Origin of the sequence: Aliidiomarina soli, assembly GCF_003986975.1 — a bacterium.
GTDB classification, from domain to species: Bacteria; Pseudomonadota; Gammaproteobacteria; order Enterobacterales; family Alteromonadaceae; genus Aliidiomarina; species Aliidiomarina soli.
Genome location: NZ_PIPO01000001.1, coordinates 660326 through 677778 on the forward strand (window position 1 = coordinate 660326; position 17453 = coordinate 677778).

General features: G+C 50.5%; 16 protein-coding genes. 5 read left to right on the forward strand and 11 right to left on the reverse strand.

From position 1 onward, the window contains the following. Positions 1 to 16: 16 nt before the first annotated feature. The 11 genes from CWE14_RS03220 to gyrA all read right to left on the reverse strand — a co-directional run bounded on the left by CWE14_RS03220 (position 17) and on the right by gyrA (position 11750). Positions 17 to 325, reverse strand: coding sequence for a ComEA family DNA-binding protein (locus CWE14_RS03220; protein WP_126798043.1), 309 nt, complete (start codon positions 323 to 325; stop codon positions 17 to 19). 105 nt (positions 326 to 430) lie between these two features. Next, positions 431 to 1123 carry an orotidine-5'-phosphate decarboxylase gene (gene pyrF, locus CWE14_RS03225; protein WP_126798044.1) on the reverse strand — a complete coding sequence of 231 codons (693 nt, stop codon included), beginning with the start codon at positions 1121 to 1123 and terminating at the stop codon, positions 431 to 433. Between the two features lie 15 nt (positions 1124 to 1138). After that, positions 1139 to 2296, reverse strand: a complete 1158-nt coding sequence (gene lapB, locus CWE14_RS03230; RefSeq protein ID WP_126787832.1) for a lipopolysaccharide assembly protein LapB — start codon at positions 2294 to 2296, stop codon at positions 1139 to 1141. Between the two features lie 7 nt (positions 2297 to 2303). Beyond that, positions 2304 to 2558: a LapA family protein gene (locus CWE14_RS03235; protein ID WP_126798045.1), complete on the reverse strand. Its 255-nt coding sequence runs from the start codon at positions 2556 to 2558 to the stop codon at positions 2304 to 2306. An 80-nt stretch (positions 2559 to 2638) separates the two neighbouring features. Further along, on the reverse strand, positions 2639 to 2929 hold the full coding sequence (gene ihfB / locus CWE14_RS03240) for an integration host factor subunit beta (RefSeq protein ID WP_126787829.1): 291 nt from the start codon (positions 2927 to 2929) through the stop codon (positions 2639 to 2641). A 50-nt stretch (positions 2930 to 2979) separates the two neighbouring features. After that, positions 2980 to 4653, reverse strand: coding sequence for a 30S ribosomal protein S1 (rpsA, locus tag CWE14_RS03245; RefSeq protein WP_126798046.1), 1674 nt, complete (start codon positions 4651 to 4653; stop codon positions 2980 to 2982). A 130-nt stretch (positions 4654 to 4783) separates the two neighbouring features. Beyond that, positions 4784 to 5470, reverse strand: a complete 687-nt coding sequence (gene cmk, locus CWE14_RS03250; protein WP_126787826.1) for a (d)CMP kinase — start codon at positions 5468 to 5470, stop codon at positions 4784 to 4786. Positions 5471 to 5580: 110 nt separating this feature from the next. Continuing rightward, positions 5581 to 6870 (reverse strand): 3-phosphoshikimate 1-carboxyvinyltransferase, encoded by a 1290-nt coding sequence (gene aroA, locus CWE14_RS03255; protein WP_126798047.1) that lies wholly within the window; start codon positions 6868 to 6870, stop codon positions 5581 to 5583. Beyond that, positions 6867 to 7976, reverse strand: a complete 1110-nt coding sequence (hisC, locus tag CWE14_RS03260) for a histidinol-phosphate transaminase (protein ID WP_126798048.1) — start codon at positions 7974 to 7976, stop codon at positions 6867 to 6869. Before hisC ends, aroA begins: the two co-directional genes overlap by 4 nt. A gap of 53 nt (positions 7977 to 8029) precedes the next feature. Then, positions 8030 to 9112, reverse strand: coding sequence for a 3-phosphoserine/phosphohydroxythreonine transaminase (serC, locus tag CWE14_RS03265; protein ID WP_126798049.1), 1083 nt, complete (start codon positions 9110 to 9112; stop codon positions 8030 to 8032). Next, positions 9099 to 11750 (reverse strand): DNA topoisomerase (ATP-hydrolyzing) subunit A, encoded by a 2652-nt coding sequence (gyrA, locus tag CWE14_RS03270; protein ID WP_126798050.1) that lies wholly within the window; start codon positions 11748 to 11750, stop codon positions 9099 to 9101. The genes serC and gyrA overlap by 14 nt, the downstream gene beginning before the upstream one ends. Positions 11751 to 11967: 217 nt before the next feature. Between gyrA and ubiG the strand changes: the two genes are divergently transcribed. From ubiG to yfaE, 5 genes are all read left to right on the forward strand, one after another. Further along, the gene (gene ubiG, locus CWE14_RS03275) at positions 11968 to 12672 is read left to right on the forward strand and encodes a bifunctional 2-polyprenyl-6-hydroxyphenol methylase/3-demethylubiquinol 3-O-methyltransferase UbiG (protein ID WP_126798051.1); all 705 of its coding nucleotides are present in this window, start codon (positions 11968 to 11970) and stop codon (positions 12670 to 12672) included. A 4-nt stretch (positions 12673 to 12676) separates the two neighbouring features. Next, complete coding sequence (locus CWE14_RS03280; protein WP_126798052.1) at positions 12677 to 13351, forward strand: HAD family hydrolase; 675 nt, start codon at positions 12677 to 12679, stop codon at positions 13349 to 13351. Between the two features lie 315 nt (positions 13352 to 13666). Further along, positions 13667 to 15991 carry a class 1a ribonucleoside-diphosphate reductase subunit alpha gene (gene nrdA, locus CWE14_RS03285; RefSeq protein WP_126798053.1) on the forward strand — a complete coding sequence of 775 codons (2325 nt, stop codon included), beginning with the start codon at positions 13667 to 13669 and terminating at the stop codon, positions 15989 to 15991. Positions 15992 to 16013: 22 nt separating this feature from the next. Next, positions 16014 to 17144, forward strand: coding sequence for a class Ia ribonucleoside-diphosphate reductase subunit beta (gene nrdB, locus CWE14_RS03290; RefSeq protein WP_126787811.1), 1131 nt, complete (start codon positions 16014 to 16016; stop codon positions 17142 to 17144). Positions 17145 to 17159: 15 nt separating this feature from the next. Then, positions 17160 to 17423, forward strand: a complete 264-nt coding sequence (gene yfaE / locus CWE14_RS03295; protein ID WP_126787809.1) for a class I ribonucleotide reductase maintenance protein YfaE — start codon at positions 17160 to 17162, stop codon at positions 17421 to 17423. The last annotated feature ends 30 nt before the right edge of the window (positions 17424 to 17453 follow it).

Sequence of the window (17453 nt, forward strand, 5' to 3'; positions counted from 1 at the left end):
TTTTTGTGCCAACAAATCACAGCTCAATTTTATCTTTATTGTTTTCCAGTGTTCGAATTCCCAGGCCTTTCACCTGTAACAGCTGCTCGATTTCGGTGAAGCCACCCAGGCGCTCGCGTAATTCAATGATCGCCTGGGCTCTGGCCATACCCACCCCACGTAATGCGTGAGCAAGTTGCTCAGCAGACGCATGATTGATATTAACCTTAGCCTGTTGTGCTGCTTCTGCCTGTGCTTGAGCAGGTTGCCACGGCTCAGCCAGAGCGGGTGCGGTAAAGGCCATTGGAGTTAACAGAGAAGCAAACATCAGCGTTTTATATAACATAGCATCGTCCTTATAAACAAAAAGGCTGCATCCATTGCAGCCTTCTTAGTGTATACCTGCTTTGCTACGCTGAATTATCTTTCAGCAATAACTGACATCTTTGAGTTAACCCGCAATGCTCTGATTGACTGCGTGCAGAGCCGCAACCGGGTCATCAGCATGACGTATCGGGCGGCCCATCACCAGGTAACTGACACCGGCGTCGATAGCCTGTTTTGGTGTCATCACCCGCTTTTGATCATCCGCCTGACTACCCTGAGGGCGTATTCCCGGGGTCACTAACAGAAAATCACTACCCAGTTCGCGACGCAGATCTGCCGCTTCCTGTGCCGAGCATACGACGCCATCAAGGCCGCAGTCTTTGCTTAATTTAGCCAGTGCCCTAACGTGCTCCTGCAGCGACCGTTGTACACCCAGTTGATGCAGTTCCTTTTCCGACATGCTGGTAAGGACCGTCACCGCAATAAGCTTAGGCGCGCTGTCGGCAAAAGGTTGCAACGCGGACGCAGCGGCTTTCATCATCTCTTCACCGCCACTGGCGTGGACATTAACCATCCACACACCAAGTTGTGCAGCCGCAGCGACGGCTTTCGCCACCGTGGCTGGGATGTCGTGAAACTTGAGATCAAGAAATACTTCAAATCCAAGCCGATGGAGTTCGTGGATCAGCGCAGGCCCTGCGCTGGTAAAAAGCTCTTTGCCGACCTTGACCCGGCACAGCGAACTATTCAGGGTCTTCACGAAGGTCAGCGCTTCATCCGCTTGCGCATAGTCCAGCGCCACAATCACTTTGTTCATTCAGTTCCAGCTCCTTTATTCACCATCCAGCCCTTTACTCGGCTTAATTGCTGCCCAGGCCTTGCAGGAAGGGCAATGCCAGTACAATGTCTGGGTCGCAAAGCCACAATGACGGCAATGATACTTCGCGTTCAGTTTCAACCGTTCAGCAACCATTTTCTGTAACATCACCAGGCTTTCTCTGGCTCTGCCCTGCTCTGCTTCGCGTACATGCAGCTGAATTAGCTTATGAAATCCTTTCGCCGTTGGGTTCTCAGCCAACGCCTGCGTGAGGAAATTCTCCGCTTCTTCGACGTGATTTTGCTCTGCAATTAGATCGGCTAACATGTTCACCACGCTGGCCGAAGGATAGATCTGCAGGCACTCATGTAAGTATGCCGCGAAACTTTGCGTATCACCCATGGCATGGTAGGCGTCGCGAATTAACGGCAACGCTTCGCTAACAAAATCAATATCCTGATCTTTAACCAGGGTTAAATAGCCCAGCGCTTTTTTATAACGGGCCTGGCCTAACCACCAACGACCAAGTGCAAGAGCCGCACGGACACAACTGCGGTCATGTTTAAGCGCTTTTTCATAATATTTTAAGGAGGTCTCAGCATCTTCCTGCAAGTCGGCGAGCTCGCAATAAAACTGAGCCACCGTAGGTTCAACGCTTTTGTCGGTACGGGAAATTTTCAGAGCAACTTTAATCGCCTTATGCCACTCGTGCGTTGACTCGTAGATGGCGATTAAATTATATAAGCTGGGTTCACGAAAACGAGGCTGGTTTTGCAGGTCACTAAACATATTCTCTGCCCGGTCATATAAACCGGCAGATAAATAGTCTTCACCTAATTCAAACAACGCCTGATGCCTGTCATGGTCGGCCAGTGACGGTCGCGATATCAGGTTCTGGTGGATACGGATGGCTCGCTCGACTTCGCCACGGCGACGAAATAGCTTGCCCAGGGCCCAATGTGTATCAAGGGTTTCGCTGTCGACATCGAGTATATCGACGAAAAGGTCAACCGCTTTGTCGCTCTGATCAGAGAGCAACAGGTTGATACCGGTAACATATTTCTGTGAGAACTGTTCCTGCTCTTTGCGTTGCTCAGCGCGAACACTATTGCGGCCCATGAACCAGCCATAGGCAGCAGCAATTGGTAGCAGCAAAAACAACAGCTCAAGCATAGGACTCTCAGTGCTTACGTTTATTAAGTTCTTTGCGCAAGCGACGGTTCTTCAGCTTTTCCCGCCAATAACTTAACGACAGACTCAGTGCACCAAAGACAAAACCGACCGCAAGGAATAATGCCAATAAACTGGCTATGGTCATCTCTTTTTGAGCAACAATAAAATTAACAGGAACCACTACTTTATTATGGGCACCAAACACCAGTGCAAAAATAAATAACACCGCCAAGGGTAAGAGAACAAAAAGCGCTCGCCACATAGGCTTTCCTTCGCAAGTTAATCAGTACATGTTAAAAAAAAGGCATGCCATTATAGCATGCCTTTTTCACAAACCTACGTTTAGCCAGCGTGCACCGCATTCACACGATCCCGTAACGCTTTACCTGGCTTAAAGTGTGGAACGTACTTGCCGTCCAACTGCACTTTATCGCCCGTTTTCGGGTTACGCCCCATGCGGGGCTCGCGATAATGCAATGAAAAGCTCCCAAAGCCGCGGACTTCGACCCGGTCTCCGTTAGAGAGTGCATGAATCAATGACTCAAGCACCTCTTTAACCGAGCGTTCCACGTCTCTGGGGCTTAAATGCGGCTGCTTATCCGCCAGTTGTTCGATCAACTCTGATTTTGTCATACCTGATCCTTTTCAACTCGCGCGCAGCCACATCGCCTTTCAAAAGAAGTTTAGTCTTCTTTTGCCGCTTTGAACGCTTCAGCCATTGCGTTACCGAATGCTTTGTCGTCCTGTTGGTTGTTAACCGACTCAACCGCAACTTTCTCTTCTGCTTCGTCTTTCGCTTTGATAGACAAGCTAAGAACACGGTTCTTACGGTCAACGCCCATGAAGCGTGCTTCAACAGATTCGCCAGCTTTCAGCACTTCTGATGCATCTTCAATACGGTCACGCGAAATGTCTGCTACACGGATGTAACCTTCAACGCCTTCAGTCAACTCTACAGTTGCACCTTTAGCGTCAACTTCTGTGATAGTACCAGTAACAATAGCACCCTTCTTGGTAGCTGTCAGATAGTTGTTAACTGGATCTTCAGAAATTTGCTTCACGCCCAATGAGATACGCTCGCGTTCTGCGTCAACCTGGAGGACCACGGCTTCCACTTCTTCACTTTTCTTGTACTCACGAACAGCTTCTTCGCCGTTTGCATTCCAAGAAATGTCAGACAAGTGAACCAGACCGTCGATACCGCCTTCCAGACCAATGAAGATACCGAAGTCAGTGATAGATTTGATCTTACCGCTAACTTTGTCACCTTTCTGGTAGGTCTTCGCAAACTCTTCCCAAGGGTTAGGCTTGCACTGTTTCAGACCCAGAGAAATACGACGACGCTCTTCGTCAATTTCAAGAACCATAACTTCAACGCTGTCATCCAGGTTTACAACCTTAGATGGGTGAACGTTTTTGTTGGTCCAATCCATTTCAGACACGTGAACCAGGCCTTCAACGCCTTCTTCGATTTCAACGAAGCAGCCGTAGTCAGTCAGGTTAGTTACGCGACCAGTCAGGCGAGCACCTTCTGGGTAACGAGTAGCGATATCGCTCCACGGATCTTCACCCAGTTGCTTCAGACCCAGAGATACACGAGTACGCTCACGGTCAAACTTCAATACTTTACAGTTAATTTCATCACCGACATTTACGATCTCGCTTGGATGCTTAACGCGCTTCCAGGCCATGTCAGTAATATGCAGAAGACCGTCAACACCGCCTAAATCTACGAACGCGCCGTAGTCAGTCAGGTTCTTAACGATACCAGTAACTTCCTGGCCTTCCTGCAGGTTCTCAAGCAGCTCTTCACGCTCTGCACTGTTCTCTTTCTCGATAACAGCACGGCGAGACACAACAACGTTGTTGCGCTTCTGATCCAGCTTGATCACTTTGAATTCTAAATCTTTACCTTCCAGGTGTGCAGTGTCGCGTACTGGACGTACGTCAACCAAAGAACCTGGTAAGAATGCGCGAACACCGTTCAGTTCAACAGTGAAACCGCCTTTAACTTTACCGTTGATAACACCGATAACAGTTTCTTCGTTCTCGTAGGCTTTCTCAAGCTGCAGCCAAGCTTCATAGCGCTTCGCTTTCTCACGAGACAGGATGGTTTCGCCGAAGCCGTCTTCTACCGCGTCCAATGCTACATCAACTACATCACCAACTGAGACTTCCAGCTCGCCTTCGGCGTTCAGGAACTGTTCAGCTGGGATAGCACTTTCAGATTTAAGACCTGCGTCAACCAGAATAAGGTCTTTCTGAATGGCAACGATAGTGCCTTTAATGATGGCACCAGGACGTGTTTCGACTTCTTGTAAGCTTTCTTCAAAAAGCTGGGCAAAATTTTCGGTCATATGATTAGATACTTTAGGTTAGGTTACATCCATTGACGTCACTGTCGAATGGGGTTGTGAATGATTATCAGCACCCTCCTGGCGCTGACCGTGAAAACCTGCTTACACAGGTTTCAGAACATGTACCGGCTTATGCTGAAAGCTTGTGATGTGCGTATTGCAGCACTTCGTCCAAGACTTTATCGATTGACATCGCTGTCGAATCCAACATAAGCGAACCCTCCGCTGGCTTTAATGGTGCCGCGGAGCGATTCATATCCCGTTCGTCACGCTCACGAATTTCTGTGACGAGTGCGTCCATATTAGCATCCATGCCTTTTTCTTGCAATTGATTAAAACGTCGCCGGGCACGTTCCTCGGCGCTCGCCGTTAAAAATATTTTCGCTTCGGCATCAGGGAAAACTACGGTGCCCATATCGCGACCGTCTGCGACCAGGCCAGGCATTTCACGAAACGCACGTTGGCGCCTAAGCAAGGCTTCACGTACCCGTGGTAATGCCGCAATTTTAGACGCCTGATTAGCCACTTCCTGCGTGCGGATGGCCATGGTGACGTCCTCACCTTCCAGTATCACATGGGTCAGGCCGGTTTCGTCATTAGCAATGAACTTAACATCCAGATCGGTCGCCAGTGCGACCAGGCTTTCTTCGTCCTGAGGACCAAAATTATGATGCAGTGAGGCCACCGCTAACACTCGATAAATGGCTCCACTGTCAAGCAGGTACCACCCCAGTTTATCTGCCAGCATACGACTGATAGTGCCCTTCCCGGAGCCACTTGGACCGTCAATGGTAATTACAGGTGGGTTCGCTGACATAACTTCCTCTTACGTATTTGGAACATGTAGTCACGCACCGGGAACTTCACCAGTGCATGAATCAGGCGGCGTAATTATACGGACTTTGGCCGAAAAAGCCATGTTGGCAGCTAGAGATGACAGATTTTCGCGAAGTCTTGAAAGAAGTCGGGATAGGTTTTTGCACAGCATGCAGGGTCTTCAATTTCAACACCTGCCGGCGCAAAGGCAAGCAATGCAAAGCACATTGCCATGCGATGATCATCATAGGTTGCTATCTGAGCGTGCTTAATAGTGGCGGGTGGGACAATGCGTAAATAGTCTTCGCCCTCTTCCACCTCAGCGCCTGTTTTGCGCAATTCCGTGGCCATCGCGGCAAGACGATCGGTTTCTTTCAGGCGCCAGTTGTAGACATTGCGTATTTCGGTTGCCCCTGCAGCAAAAAGCGCGGTGGTTGCTATGGTCATTGCAGCGTCGGGAATGGCATTGAGATCAAACTGACCGCCTTCCAGCCGGCCTCTCTCAACTTCAATAAAGTCGTCGCCCCAGGTCACCTTTGCGCCCATTTGCTGGAGCACGCTGGCAAAGGCTATATCACCCTGCAAACTTTTCTGACCAGTGCCTTCAACCCGCACGGTGCCGCCTGCGATCGCCGCTGCGGCAAGAAAGTAGGACGCGCTGGAGGCGTCCCCTTCGATAAGAAACTCACCAGGCGACTGGTAGCCGCCGGTGGCAGGTACCATAAACTCGCGATCTGATATGCGCTCGACCACCACCCCAAAACGTTCCATCATAGCAAGGGTCAGTTCAATATATGGCAGCGACACTAACTCTCCGGTCAGGGTGACATGTGTCGCTACTTGATTAAACGGCAATACCATTAACAACGCAGTAATAAACTGGCTGGAAAGGCTACCGTCAATGCATACACTGCCGCCGCTAAACGCCTGGCCATGGACCAACAACGGCGGGTAGCCTTCATTCTGTTGGTACTCTATATCAGCACCCATTGCAGTCAGGGCTTCAATCAGTGGCCCGATTGGCCGCTCAAACATGCGCTTATCACCAGTCAGAACATAGTCACCCTGACTGAAAGCGAGTGCCGCAGCCAGCGGCCGCATCGCGGTTCCTGCGTTACCCAGATGGAGTTGTTGCGACTCTGAGCATTGGAACAGCCGGCCAAGGCCATCGACCTCGATAACCAGCTCACCATCCAGCGTCTGCTCGCGCAAGCCGACACCTAACTGAATCAGCGCCTTACGCATGTAGCGCGTGTCATCACTATCCAGCATATTACGCAAACGCGTCGTACCACTGGCTAACGCGGACAATAATAAGGCACGGTTAGCCATGCTCTTCGAGCCTGGTAAGCGGACTTTGCCACTAGCTAACCGTTGCGGATCCAGCTTTAGGGTGTTCATTCGCTAAGAATAGACTCCATTGCTTTGCAAAAGGCATCATTTTCATCAGCCAGGCCAATGCTCACGCGCAGATGGTTTGGCAACTCATAGCCGCCCACTGGGCGTACAATGACACCAGCCAGCAAGAGCTTTTGGTAGATATCTGCTGCGTTCGGCCCTACTTCGATGGTCAGAAAATTACCATGCGACGGAATATAGTTAAGGCCATGCTGGTCGCAAAAATCAATCAGCTGCGTCATACCCGCCTGATTGACGTCAATAGATTCCGCCAAAAAATGCTCATCGGTCAACGCTGCAAGGGCTGCCGTTAATGCCAGCTGATTCATATTAAATGGCTGACGGATACGGTTCATCAGGTCTGCTACTGCAGCATGTGACACCGCAAAACCGGCACGCAAACCAGCAAGCCCATAGGCTTTTGAAAAGGTACGGCAGACCACCAGGTTTGGAAAACGGTCAATCCACTGCATCGACGGCGCGCGTTCATGCTCTGGCACATACTCATAGTAGGCTTCGTCCAGCACCACCAAAACATGCGCCGGTACTTTCTGTAAAAACGCCTCGATCTCCTGTTTCTGCAGGAAGGTCCCGGTCGGGTTGTTCGGGTTGGCGATGAAAATCATCCGGGTTTTATCAGTAATGGCGGCTGCCATAGCATCCAGATCATGGCCATAATCTTTGGCTTTGACCTGCACCGGCGTAGCGCCTATGGCCTTAGTCACCAATGGATAAACCACAAAAGCGTGTTGCGAAAAAATCACTTCATGCTGAGGCTGAACGAAGGTCCGGGCCAGTAATTCCAACACGTCGTTGGAGCCGTTGCCGAGCGTAATCTGGTTGATATCAACCGTAAACTTGGTCGCTAAGGCGTCTTTCAGATAAAAGCCGTTGGCGTCCGGGTAACGGGCCAGACCACTAATGGCGGTAGTCAACGCTGCCTGAACAGCCGGGCTTACCCCTAACGGATTTTCGTTGGACGCTAGTTTCACAATATCTTTGATACCTAGTTCACGCTCGAGCTCTTCGATTGGCTTACCGGCCTGATACGGCTGTAGTTCGCGGATGCCTGGTAAGGCCAACTCTGCAGGGTTAAAGCTAGTAGTCATTGATCTTGTTATCCTACTTGTTGGTGTTTTAAAGTTATTTTTATTGTTCGTTATCAGCGGTTTCGCTGGGCAAAGCGGGTCATAAAATCGACCAGCGCCTGGGTACCTTCATACGGCATCGCGTTGTACATGCTGGCGCGCATGCCACCGACAAAACGATGTCCCTTCAACGCCACCAGGCCCTCCTCCGCCGCTTCTTTTAAGAAAGTAGCGTCAAGCTCAGGCTTAGCCAACTGAAAAGGCACATTCATGATTGAGCGGTTACGCGGGTGGACCTGATTCTGATAAAACGGATTATTATCAATGCACTCGTATAACAAGCGAGCCTTGGCATGGTTGCGCTCACCCATAGCGGCGACGCCACCTTCTGCTTTAAGCCACTTAAAGACCTCACCGGACAGATACCAGGCCCAGGTATTGGGGGTGTTGTACATTGAACGCTCTGCGTCCTGCACCTGATAATTCATTACTGTGCAGACACGGTTTTGCCGGGTTTCAAGCAGGTCTTTACGAATAATAACCACCGAGAAGCCTGACGGCCCGATATTCTTTTGCGCGCCGGCGTAAATCACACCGAATTTACTCACATCGAGCGGCTCAGCAAGGATCACCGATGACATGTCAGCCACCAGGGGTGCCTTACTATCCGGGATCTCATGCAAGGCAATCCCATCGACGGTCTCATTCGGGCAATAGTGCAAATAGGCGGCGCCCTCACTTAACTGCCAGTTTTCGAACTGTGGAATGGCTTTACCTTGCGCTGTGTCTTCAGCGCTGGCTGCCAGATTGACCTTGCCGACATACTTCTTCGCTTCGTCAAACGCAATCTGTGACCAACTGCCAGTGGTGACGTAATCGACAGTGGCATCCGCACTGGCAATGTTCTGCGGCACCGCTGAGAAATGGTTACGCCCGCCACCATGCATAAACAACACCGCATAATTGTCCGGAATGGCCATCAGATCACGCAGGTTCTGCTCCGCTTCTTCGGCCATCGCCACGTATTCCGGCGAACGGTGACTAACTTCCATCACCGACACGCCACGGCCCTGCCAATCAAGTAGTTCAGCCTGTGCCTTTTTAAGCACAGCGGCCGGCAACATCGCCGGCCCTGCAGAAAAGTTATGAATTGTCATCGCCACCTGTCTCTGTCGCATCGTCTGCGGCTGGCGTGTCACCCTGCTGGGTCACCTCACCTTCGATTTCCACACCAGCTTCCGCTTCGGCTTCATCGCTGTCTGCAATGCGCTGCAAGCCAACTACAAACTCGTCACTAGCAGTTCGGATCAACGTCACGCCCTGGGTGTTACGGCCCACCAGTGAAACTTCGTCAACACGGGTACGTACCAGCGTACCGCGGTTACTGATGATCATCATCTGCTCACCCGGAACCACTTCCAGCGCGCCTACCACGGCACCATTTCGTTCGCTGACTTTAATCGAGACGACGCCCATAGTGGCCCGGCTTTTCGCCGGGTACTCACTCAACATGGTGCGTTTACCAAAGCCGTTTTCAGTCACGGTTAGCACCGCACCTTCATTCTCGGTACCTTCCACACTGCGCGGTACAATCAAGGACACAACTTTTTGCTCGTCGGTCAGACGAATACCACGTACGCCGGTGGCAGTACGGCCCATCGAGCGAACCTGTTCTTCTTTAAAGCGAACCACCTTACCTGCGTCCGAGAACAACAGAATATCCTGTTGGCCATCGGTGATATCAACGCCAATCAATTCGTCGTTATCGGCCAAGTTCAGCGCAATAATGCCGCTGGTACGGGGACGTGAGTAGTCGACCAATGGGGTTTTCTTGACTGTACCGTTGCGGGTTGCCATGAACACAAACTTGTCTTCATCAAAATTGCCAATCGGCAGAATGGCAGTGATCCGCTCGTCATTTTCCAACGGCAGTAAGTTAACAATCGGCTTGCCGCGCGAAGCACGACTTGCCAACGGTAACTGATAGGTTTTGATCCAGTACACCCGGCCACGGGTGGAGAAACAGAGCACGGTGTCATGAGTATTGGCCACCAGCAGACGCTCGATGAAGTCTTCGTCTTTCATCTTAGTCGCGGCTTTACCTTTACCACCACGTTTCTGCGCTTCGTATTCGGTCAGCGGCTGGTACTTCACGTAGCCCTGATGCGACAGCGTCACAACCACGTCTTCCTGCTCGATCAAATCTTCCAGGTTAATATCGTGGGCGGCTGCACTCAGTTCAGTGCGACGCTCGTCACCAAATTCTGCTTTAACCTGTTCTAACTCTTCTTCAATCACTTCCATTAAACGCTCTGCACTGGACAAAATGTGCAGGTACTCGGCGATGCGCTCAAGCAGTTCTTTGTATTCACCCAGGATCTTCTCGTGCTCAAGGCCGGTCAGCTTGTGCAAGCGCAATTCAAGGATTGCCTGAGCCTGGTTTTCAGTCAGGTGGTAGATGCTATCAATGACACCAAAACCGTCTTCCAGCCAATCTGGTCGTGCAGCGTCAACACCGGCACGCTCAAGCATAATGGCGACATCACCGAGGCTCCAGCCACGTGCAACCAGGGCTGCTTTCGCTTCTGCTGGAGACGATGAGCCTTTAATCAGCTCGATAATTTCTTCAATGTTGGCCAGCGCGATGGCAAGACCTTCAAGGATATGCGCGCGTTCCCGTGCTTTACGTAATTCGTAGACGGTACGGCGGGTCACCACTTCGCGACGATGCAGAATAAAGGCTTCGATCATTTCACGCAGGGCGAACAGTTTTGGCTGACCTTTATCCAGCGCGACCATATTGATACCGAATACCACCTGCATTTGGGTATTGCGATACAAATGGTTAAGCATGACTTCGCCGGACTCGCCGCGTTTCATTTCGATTACGACACGCAAACCGTCTTTATCCGACTCATCGCGCAGTCCGCTGATACCTTCAAGGCGCTTCTCTTTTACCAGATCCGCTATTTTTTCAATCAGCCGGGCTTTGTTCACCTGATACGGTAATTCGTGAACAATAATGGTGTCACGACCGTTGTCTTCAACGATCACTTCGGCGCGGGCACGGATATAGATTTTGCCACGGCCGGTGCGGTACGCATCGATAATGCCCTGACGGCCTGAAATGATACCCGCCGTCGGGAAGTCTGGCCCTGGAATGTATTCCATCAACTCTTCAAAGCTGATATCCGGGTTTTTAATCATCGCCAGACAACCATTAACGACTTCGTTCAGGTTGTGGGGCGGAATATTGGTTGCCATGCCCACAGCGATACCAGACGAACCGTTCGCCAGCAGGTTTGGAATTCGCGTTGGCATGACATCAGGAATTTGCTCAGTGCCATCATAGTTCGGCACAAAATCAACGGTCTCTTTATCCAGATCCGCTAATAACTGATGGGCAATTTTTGACATCCGTACTTCGGTGTAACGCATGGCCGCAGCACTGTCACCGTCGACTGAACCAAAGTTTCCTTGTCCGTCAGCCAGCATGTAACGCAAGGAAAACGGCTGTGCCATCCGAACAATGGTGTCATAGGCAGCGGTATCACCATGTGGGTGATACTTACCAATCACGTCACCGACTACACGAGCCGATTTTTTATAGGGTTTGTTGTAATCGTTGCCGAGCACGCTCATCGCAAAGAGCACGCGACGGTGTACTGGTTTCAGACCATCGCGTACATCCGGTAGCGCGCGGCCTATGATTACGCTCATTGCGTAATCCAGGTATGAATTCTTCAGTTCGTCTTCAATATTGACCGGAACCACTTCCTGGGCATGATCGCTCATACAGAAATTCCCTACAAATTAGCGTTGTTTGTTTGCTTCTAATCGACATTGCACGACCGCACCAGGATTGTTGGTTTAGTCACGCATGCACGCTCGTTTTAATCGAGTGAGCATACCATAGCCTGATTACCTTGAGTAGTCACAAAGCTAGTATCAAACCCTGAGGTTGAGTACACTGTGCGCCGTTGATTTTCACTTTGAACAGGAAGTAAACAGCATGCAGCAAAATGTGGATCTTAATGAAATTGATAAGTTCAGCAGTGTCGCTTCGCGTTGGTGGGATGCGGACGGTGAATTTAAGCCACTGCACCTTATTAATCCACTGCGTGTGAATTACATCGAAACTCAAAGTAATGGTCTGTTCGGTAAAAAGGTGATTGATGTTGGCTGCGGCGGCGGCTTGTTAAGCGAGGCGTTGGCCAAACTTGGCGCCGAGGTCACTGGCCTCGATATGAGTACTGAAGCACTCGACGTAGCGCGTTTGCACGCGCTCGACAGCGGCGTCAGCATTGATTATCAGCAAAACACCGCAGAAGCATTCGCAGAGCAGCACGCGGGCCAGTTTGATGTCGTTACCTGCCTTGAAATGCTGGAACACGTGCCTGATCCTGAAGCGGTCATCGCTGCCTGCGCAAAGCTGGTTAAGCCCGGTGGAGAACTGTTCTTCTCAACCCTTAACCGCAATCTAAAATCACGTCTGTTGGGGGTCGTTGCGGCGGAATATGTGCTGCGCTGGGTCCCCAAAGGTACCCACGACTATCAGCGCTTTATCAAACCAAGCGAGTTGCTGGCCATGGCTGAACGCCACGCGATTCGCGCCAGTGATATGACTGGCCTGCACTACAACCCATTGTCACGGCAGTTTTTTCTCAGCAACCGCAATGTCGACGTGAACTACATTGTGTACTGCAAAAAGGACTAACTCAGTGATAAAGCCAGAAGCAATCCTGTTTGATCTCGATGGCACCCTACTGGACACCGCTCCAGACCTGCACCGGGCACTGAATACCGTTTTAGCGGCGCATGGTCGCCCTGAGGTAACATTGCAACAGGCGCGGCCAGTGGCATCACATGGCTCAACGGGGTTACTTGAACTTGGTTTTGGTGATGATTTTAACGAACATAGCCGGCTTCCGTTAAGACAGGCATTTTTAGACGCTTACGCGGACGATCCTCATCGTGATACCCGCTACTTCGCCGGTGTCGAGACGCTACTGGCAAAGCTGCAAAACGCCTCTATCAAATACGCAATTGTCACCAATAAACCGACTCAGTTTACCGATGCCCTATTGCCCCACTTTACCCAATTACAGGCGTCATCGGCAGTGGTTTGCGGGGATACCCTCAAGGTCGCCAAGCCTGACCCAGCCCCCTTGCTATATGCCGCCCAGTTAAGCCAGGTCGACCCGGCCCGCTGTTGGTATGTCGGCGATGCCGAGCGTGACATCGAAGCCGGCCGCCGCGCCGGGATGACCACCGTCCTCGCTGCCTATGGGTATATTGCCGACCATGATCAGCCGGATCGCTGGCAGGCCAGTTATGCTATCTCAGATGCACTGCAACTGCTTGATCTGCTTAAACTAACGGATGCCGTATTGTAAATTTTATGTAAGTGAATGCTTTCGCTCTAGCGCATTGCTCGTAGAATAATGTTAGATATTTTAATAACCAAATAGTATTACCTCTCTACCCCTCGCCAGCTAAGGCTTATAGCCTCAAATCAAAAATGGCAAGATGAAAAATCCTGATTTCAGGTAATTTTAAGGTTGAGAAAGCCCCCGCTCAGGTCTAGTATATCCGGCAATTCCTTAAACACTATATATAGTGTAATTTCTAGTCAGTACCCAGACCTAGACACTATATATAGTGGTAATAACTTCGCCAAAAGACGGCAGCGCTAAACAGGTAAAGAAACCATGAGCCAATCGATCGAAGTCACTAAACGTAATGGTGTCCGCGAACCCCTAGATCTGGATAAAATCCACCGTGTTATCAGTTGGGCTGCAGAAGGCCTCAACAATGTGTCGGTATCTCAGGTTGAGATAAAATCACATATTCAGTTCTACGACGGGATTAAAACCGCTGATATTCATGAAACGATTATTAAGGCTGCGGCAGACCTGATTTCGGAAGAAGCCCCGGACTACCAGTACATGGCAGCCCGACTCGCCGTATTCCACCTGCGTAAACGCGCTTATGGCCAGTTTGAGCCGCCTCACCTGTACACTCATGTGAGCAAGATGGTGGATGGTAACCGTTACGATAAGCATCTGCTGGAGGACTATTCAGAAGAAGAGTTCAACCAGATGAATGACTTTATCGACCACTGGCGTGACATGAATTTTTCCTATGCCGCGGTAAAACAGCTGGAAGGTAAGTACCTGGTGCAGAACCGGGTTACCGGCGAAGTCTATGAAAGCGCCCAGTTCCTCTATCTGTTGGTTGCGGCCTGCCTGTTTGCCAAGTATCCAAAAGAAACCCGGATGGATTATATCCGCCGCTTCTACGATGCCACGTCACAATTTAAGATTTCACTACCTACGCCTATTATGTCAGGTGTGCGCACCCCTACCCGGCAGTTCAGTTCGTGTGTACTGATTGAATGTGGCGACAGCCTTGATTCCATTAACGCCACCGCCAGCGCTATCGTGAAATACGTTTCCCAGCGTGCCGGTATCGGCATCAATGCGGGCCGTATTCGTGCCCTGGGCAGCCCTATCCGCAATGGCGAAGCCTTTCATACCGGCTGTATTCCGTTCTTTAAATATTTCCAGACGGCTGTCAAAAGCTGTTCACAGGGCGGCGTGCGAGGCGGGGCTGCGACATTGTTCTATCCTTTGTGGCACCTCGAAGTCGAATCTTTGCTGGTGCTGAAGAATAACCGCGGTGTTGAAGAGAACCGTGTGCGTCACCTCGACTACGGCGTGCAGTTTAACAAAGTCATGTATCAGCGTTTGATTAAAGACGATTACATTACCCTGTTCAGCCCATCCGATGTACCGGGTCTGTATGACGCCTTCTTTGCTGATCAGGACGAGTTTGAACGCTTGTATGTACAGTATGAGCAGGATGACAGCATTCGTAAGAAACGTATTAAAGCGATCGAATTGTTCAGCTTATTTATGCAGGAACGCGCCAGTACCGGTCGTATCTACCTGCAGAACGTCGACCACACCAATACCCATAGTCCGTTTGACGCTAAGGTTGCGCCAATCCGTCAGAGCAACCTGTGCCTTGAAATCGCCCTGCCAACTAAGCCGTTGCAACACGTCAACGACGAAGAAGGTGAGATCGCGCTGTGTACCCTGTCAGCGTTTAACCTGGGTTCTATCGAGTCATTAGACGACTTTGAAGAAATGGCTGATTTAGGTGTGCGTGCACTGGATAGCCTGCTCGACTATCAGGACTACCCGGTTCCGGCAGCCTGGAACGCCACAAATGGTCGTCGTACCCTTGGTATTGGTGTCATCAACATGGCCTACTACCTGGCCAAGAATGGGGTTAAATATTCGGATGGCAGCGCCAATGGGCTGGTTCACCGCACCTTTGAAGCGATGCAGTACTTTCTGTTGAAAGCCTCGAACAACCTGGCGAAAGAAAAAGGCGCGTGTCCGAAATTCAATGAAACCACCTATGCTCAGGGCATTATGCCTATCGATACCTATAAAAAAGATCTCGATACCATTTGCGATGAACCACTGCACTACGACTGGGACGCCCTGCGCGAATCTGTCAAAGCGCATGGTCTGCGTAACTCGACCCTGTCTGCATTAATGCCTTCAGAGACGTCGTCACAGATTTCTAACGCAACCAATGGCATTGAGCCACCGCGTGGCCATATCAGTGTTAAGTCGTCGAAAGACGGAGTGATGAAACAGGTTGTACCGGACTACGAGAATCTTAAAGACGCCTATGAGTTGCTTTGGAGTATTCCGAACAACAAAGGTTATCTTGAGCTGGTCGCGATCATGCAAAAATTTGTCGATCAAACTATTTCTGCAAACACCAATTATGATCCGGGCAAGTTCGAAAGCAGCAAGGTTCCGATGAAGCAGCTACTGCAGGACCTTCTGTACGCCTACAAACTTGGCGTGAAAACCATGTATTACCATAATACCCGCGACGGTGCTGCGGACAACCAGGCTGACATGAAAGCGCGTCAAGCCGAACCAGAACAGCAAGCGGTCACCGCCACCATTGAAGAAGATGACGATTGCGCCGGTGGCGCCTGTAAAATATAACTCAGACAGGTACTAACTCAGAATGAAATACTCAACGTTCAACCAGGCTCATACCAATGCATTAGGCGAGCCGATGTTTTTCGGTAATTCAGTCAACGTGGCGCGTTACGACCAGCAGCGCCACAGCATTTTTGAAAAGCTGATTGAAAAGCAGCTGAGTTTTTTCTGGCGCCCGGAAGAAGTCGATGTCAGTCGTGACCGTGTCGACTTCCAGGCGATGAGCGAAAGTGAAAAGCATATTTTCATTTCCAACCTGAAATATCAGACCCTGCTCGATTCAGTCCAGGGCCGCAGCCCGAACATTGCCTTTTTGCCAATTGTATCGCTGCCGGAACTGGAAACCTGGATCGAAACCTGGTCGTTCTCAGAAACCATTCACTCACGCTCATACACGCACATTTTGCGTAACCTGTTCAGTGATCCGAGTGAGGTATTTGACGATATCGTAGCGAATGACGAAATCCGTGAACGCGCTACGGATATTTCCAAGTACTACGACGATTTAATTTTCCACACCCAGCTGTGGCAAACCCAGGGCGAAGGTGACATTACCCTTGACGGTGAAACCTATACCGTAACCAGACGCGAACTGAAGAAGAAGCTCTTCCTGTGCATGAACTCGGTCAATGCGTTGGAGGCTATCCGCTTCTACGTCAGCTTTGCCTGCACCTTTGCCTTCGCTGAACGCGAAATGATGGAAGGGAATTCGAAGATCATCCGCCTCATTGCGCGCGACGAGAATCTTCATCTGACATCCACTCAGCATATTCTGAACCTGTGGCAATATGGTGAGGATGATCCTGAGATGAAAGAAATCGCCGAAGAGTTGAAAGACGAAGCTATGGCGATTTTCAAATCTGCCGTTGAGCAAGAGAAAAAATGGGCCCGTTACCTGTTTAAAAATGGCTCTATGATAGGCCTTAACGAACAAATGCTGTGCCAGTACGTTGAGTATATCGCCAACATGCGCATGGCCGCGATTGGTCTTGAGCCTGGTTATTCGCAAACCAATAACCCCCTGCCCTGGATGAACAAATATCTGGTCTCTGACAACGTGCAGGTAGCACCTCAGGAATCTGAAATCAGTTCCTACCTGGTCGGACAAATCGACAGTGAAGTCAGTGTCACAGACTTTGGCGATTTCGACTTGTAACTATGACCTGCCAGCATGAGTAAGCCATTGCGCGTCAAGGTGAACGGAGAGCCATTGTTCGAGGTACCGGCGCAGAATAAGGACAGCTTGCTGCAGTCAATGGAGCAGGCTGGCCTTGAGACTCACTTCCACTGCCGCAATGGATTCTGCGGCGCGTGCCGAAGCCACTTGATTTCCGGACAGGTTGCCTACATAACAGAACCATTGGCATATGTTCGCCCGGGAGATATTCTGCCCTGTGTCTGCATTGCCACCAGTGATCTTGAGTTAGAACACTGAGCTGGTGAACGCCGTTGTTAAGGCTATATA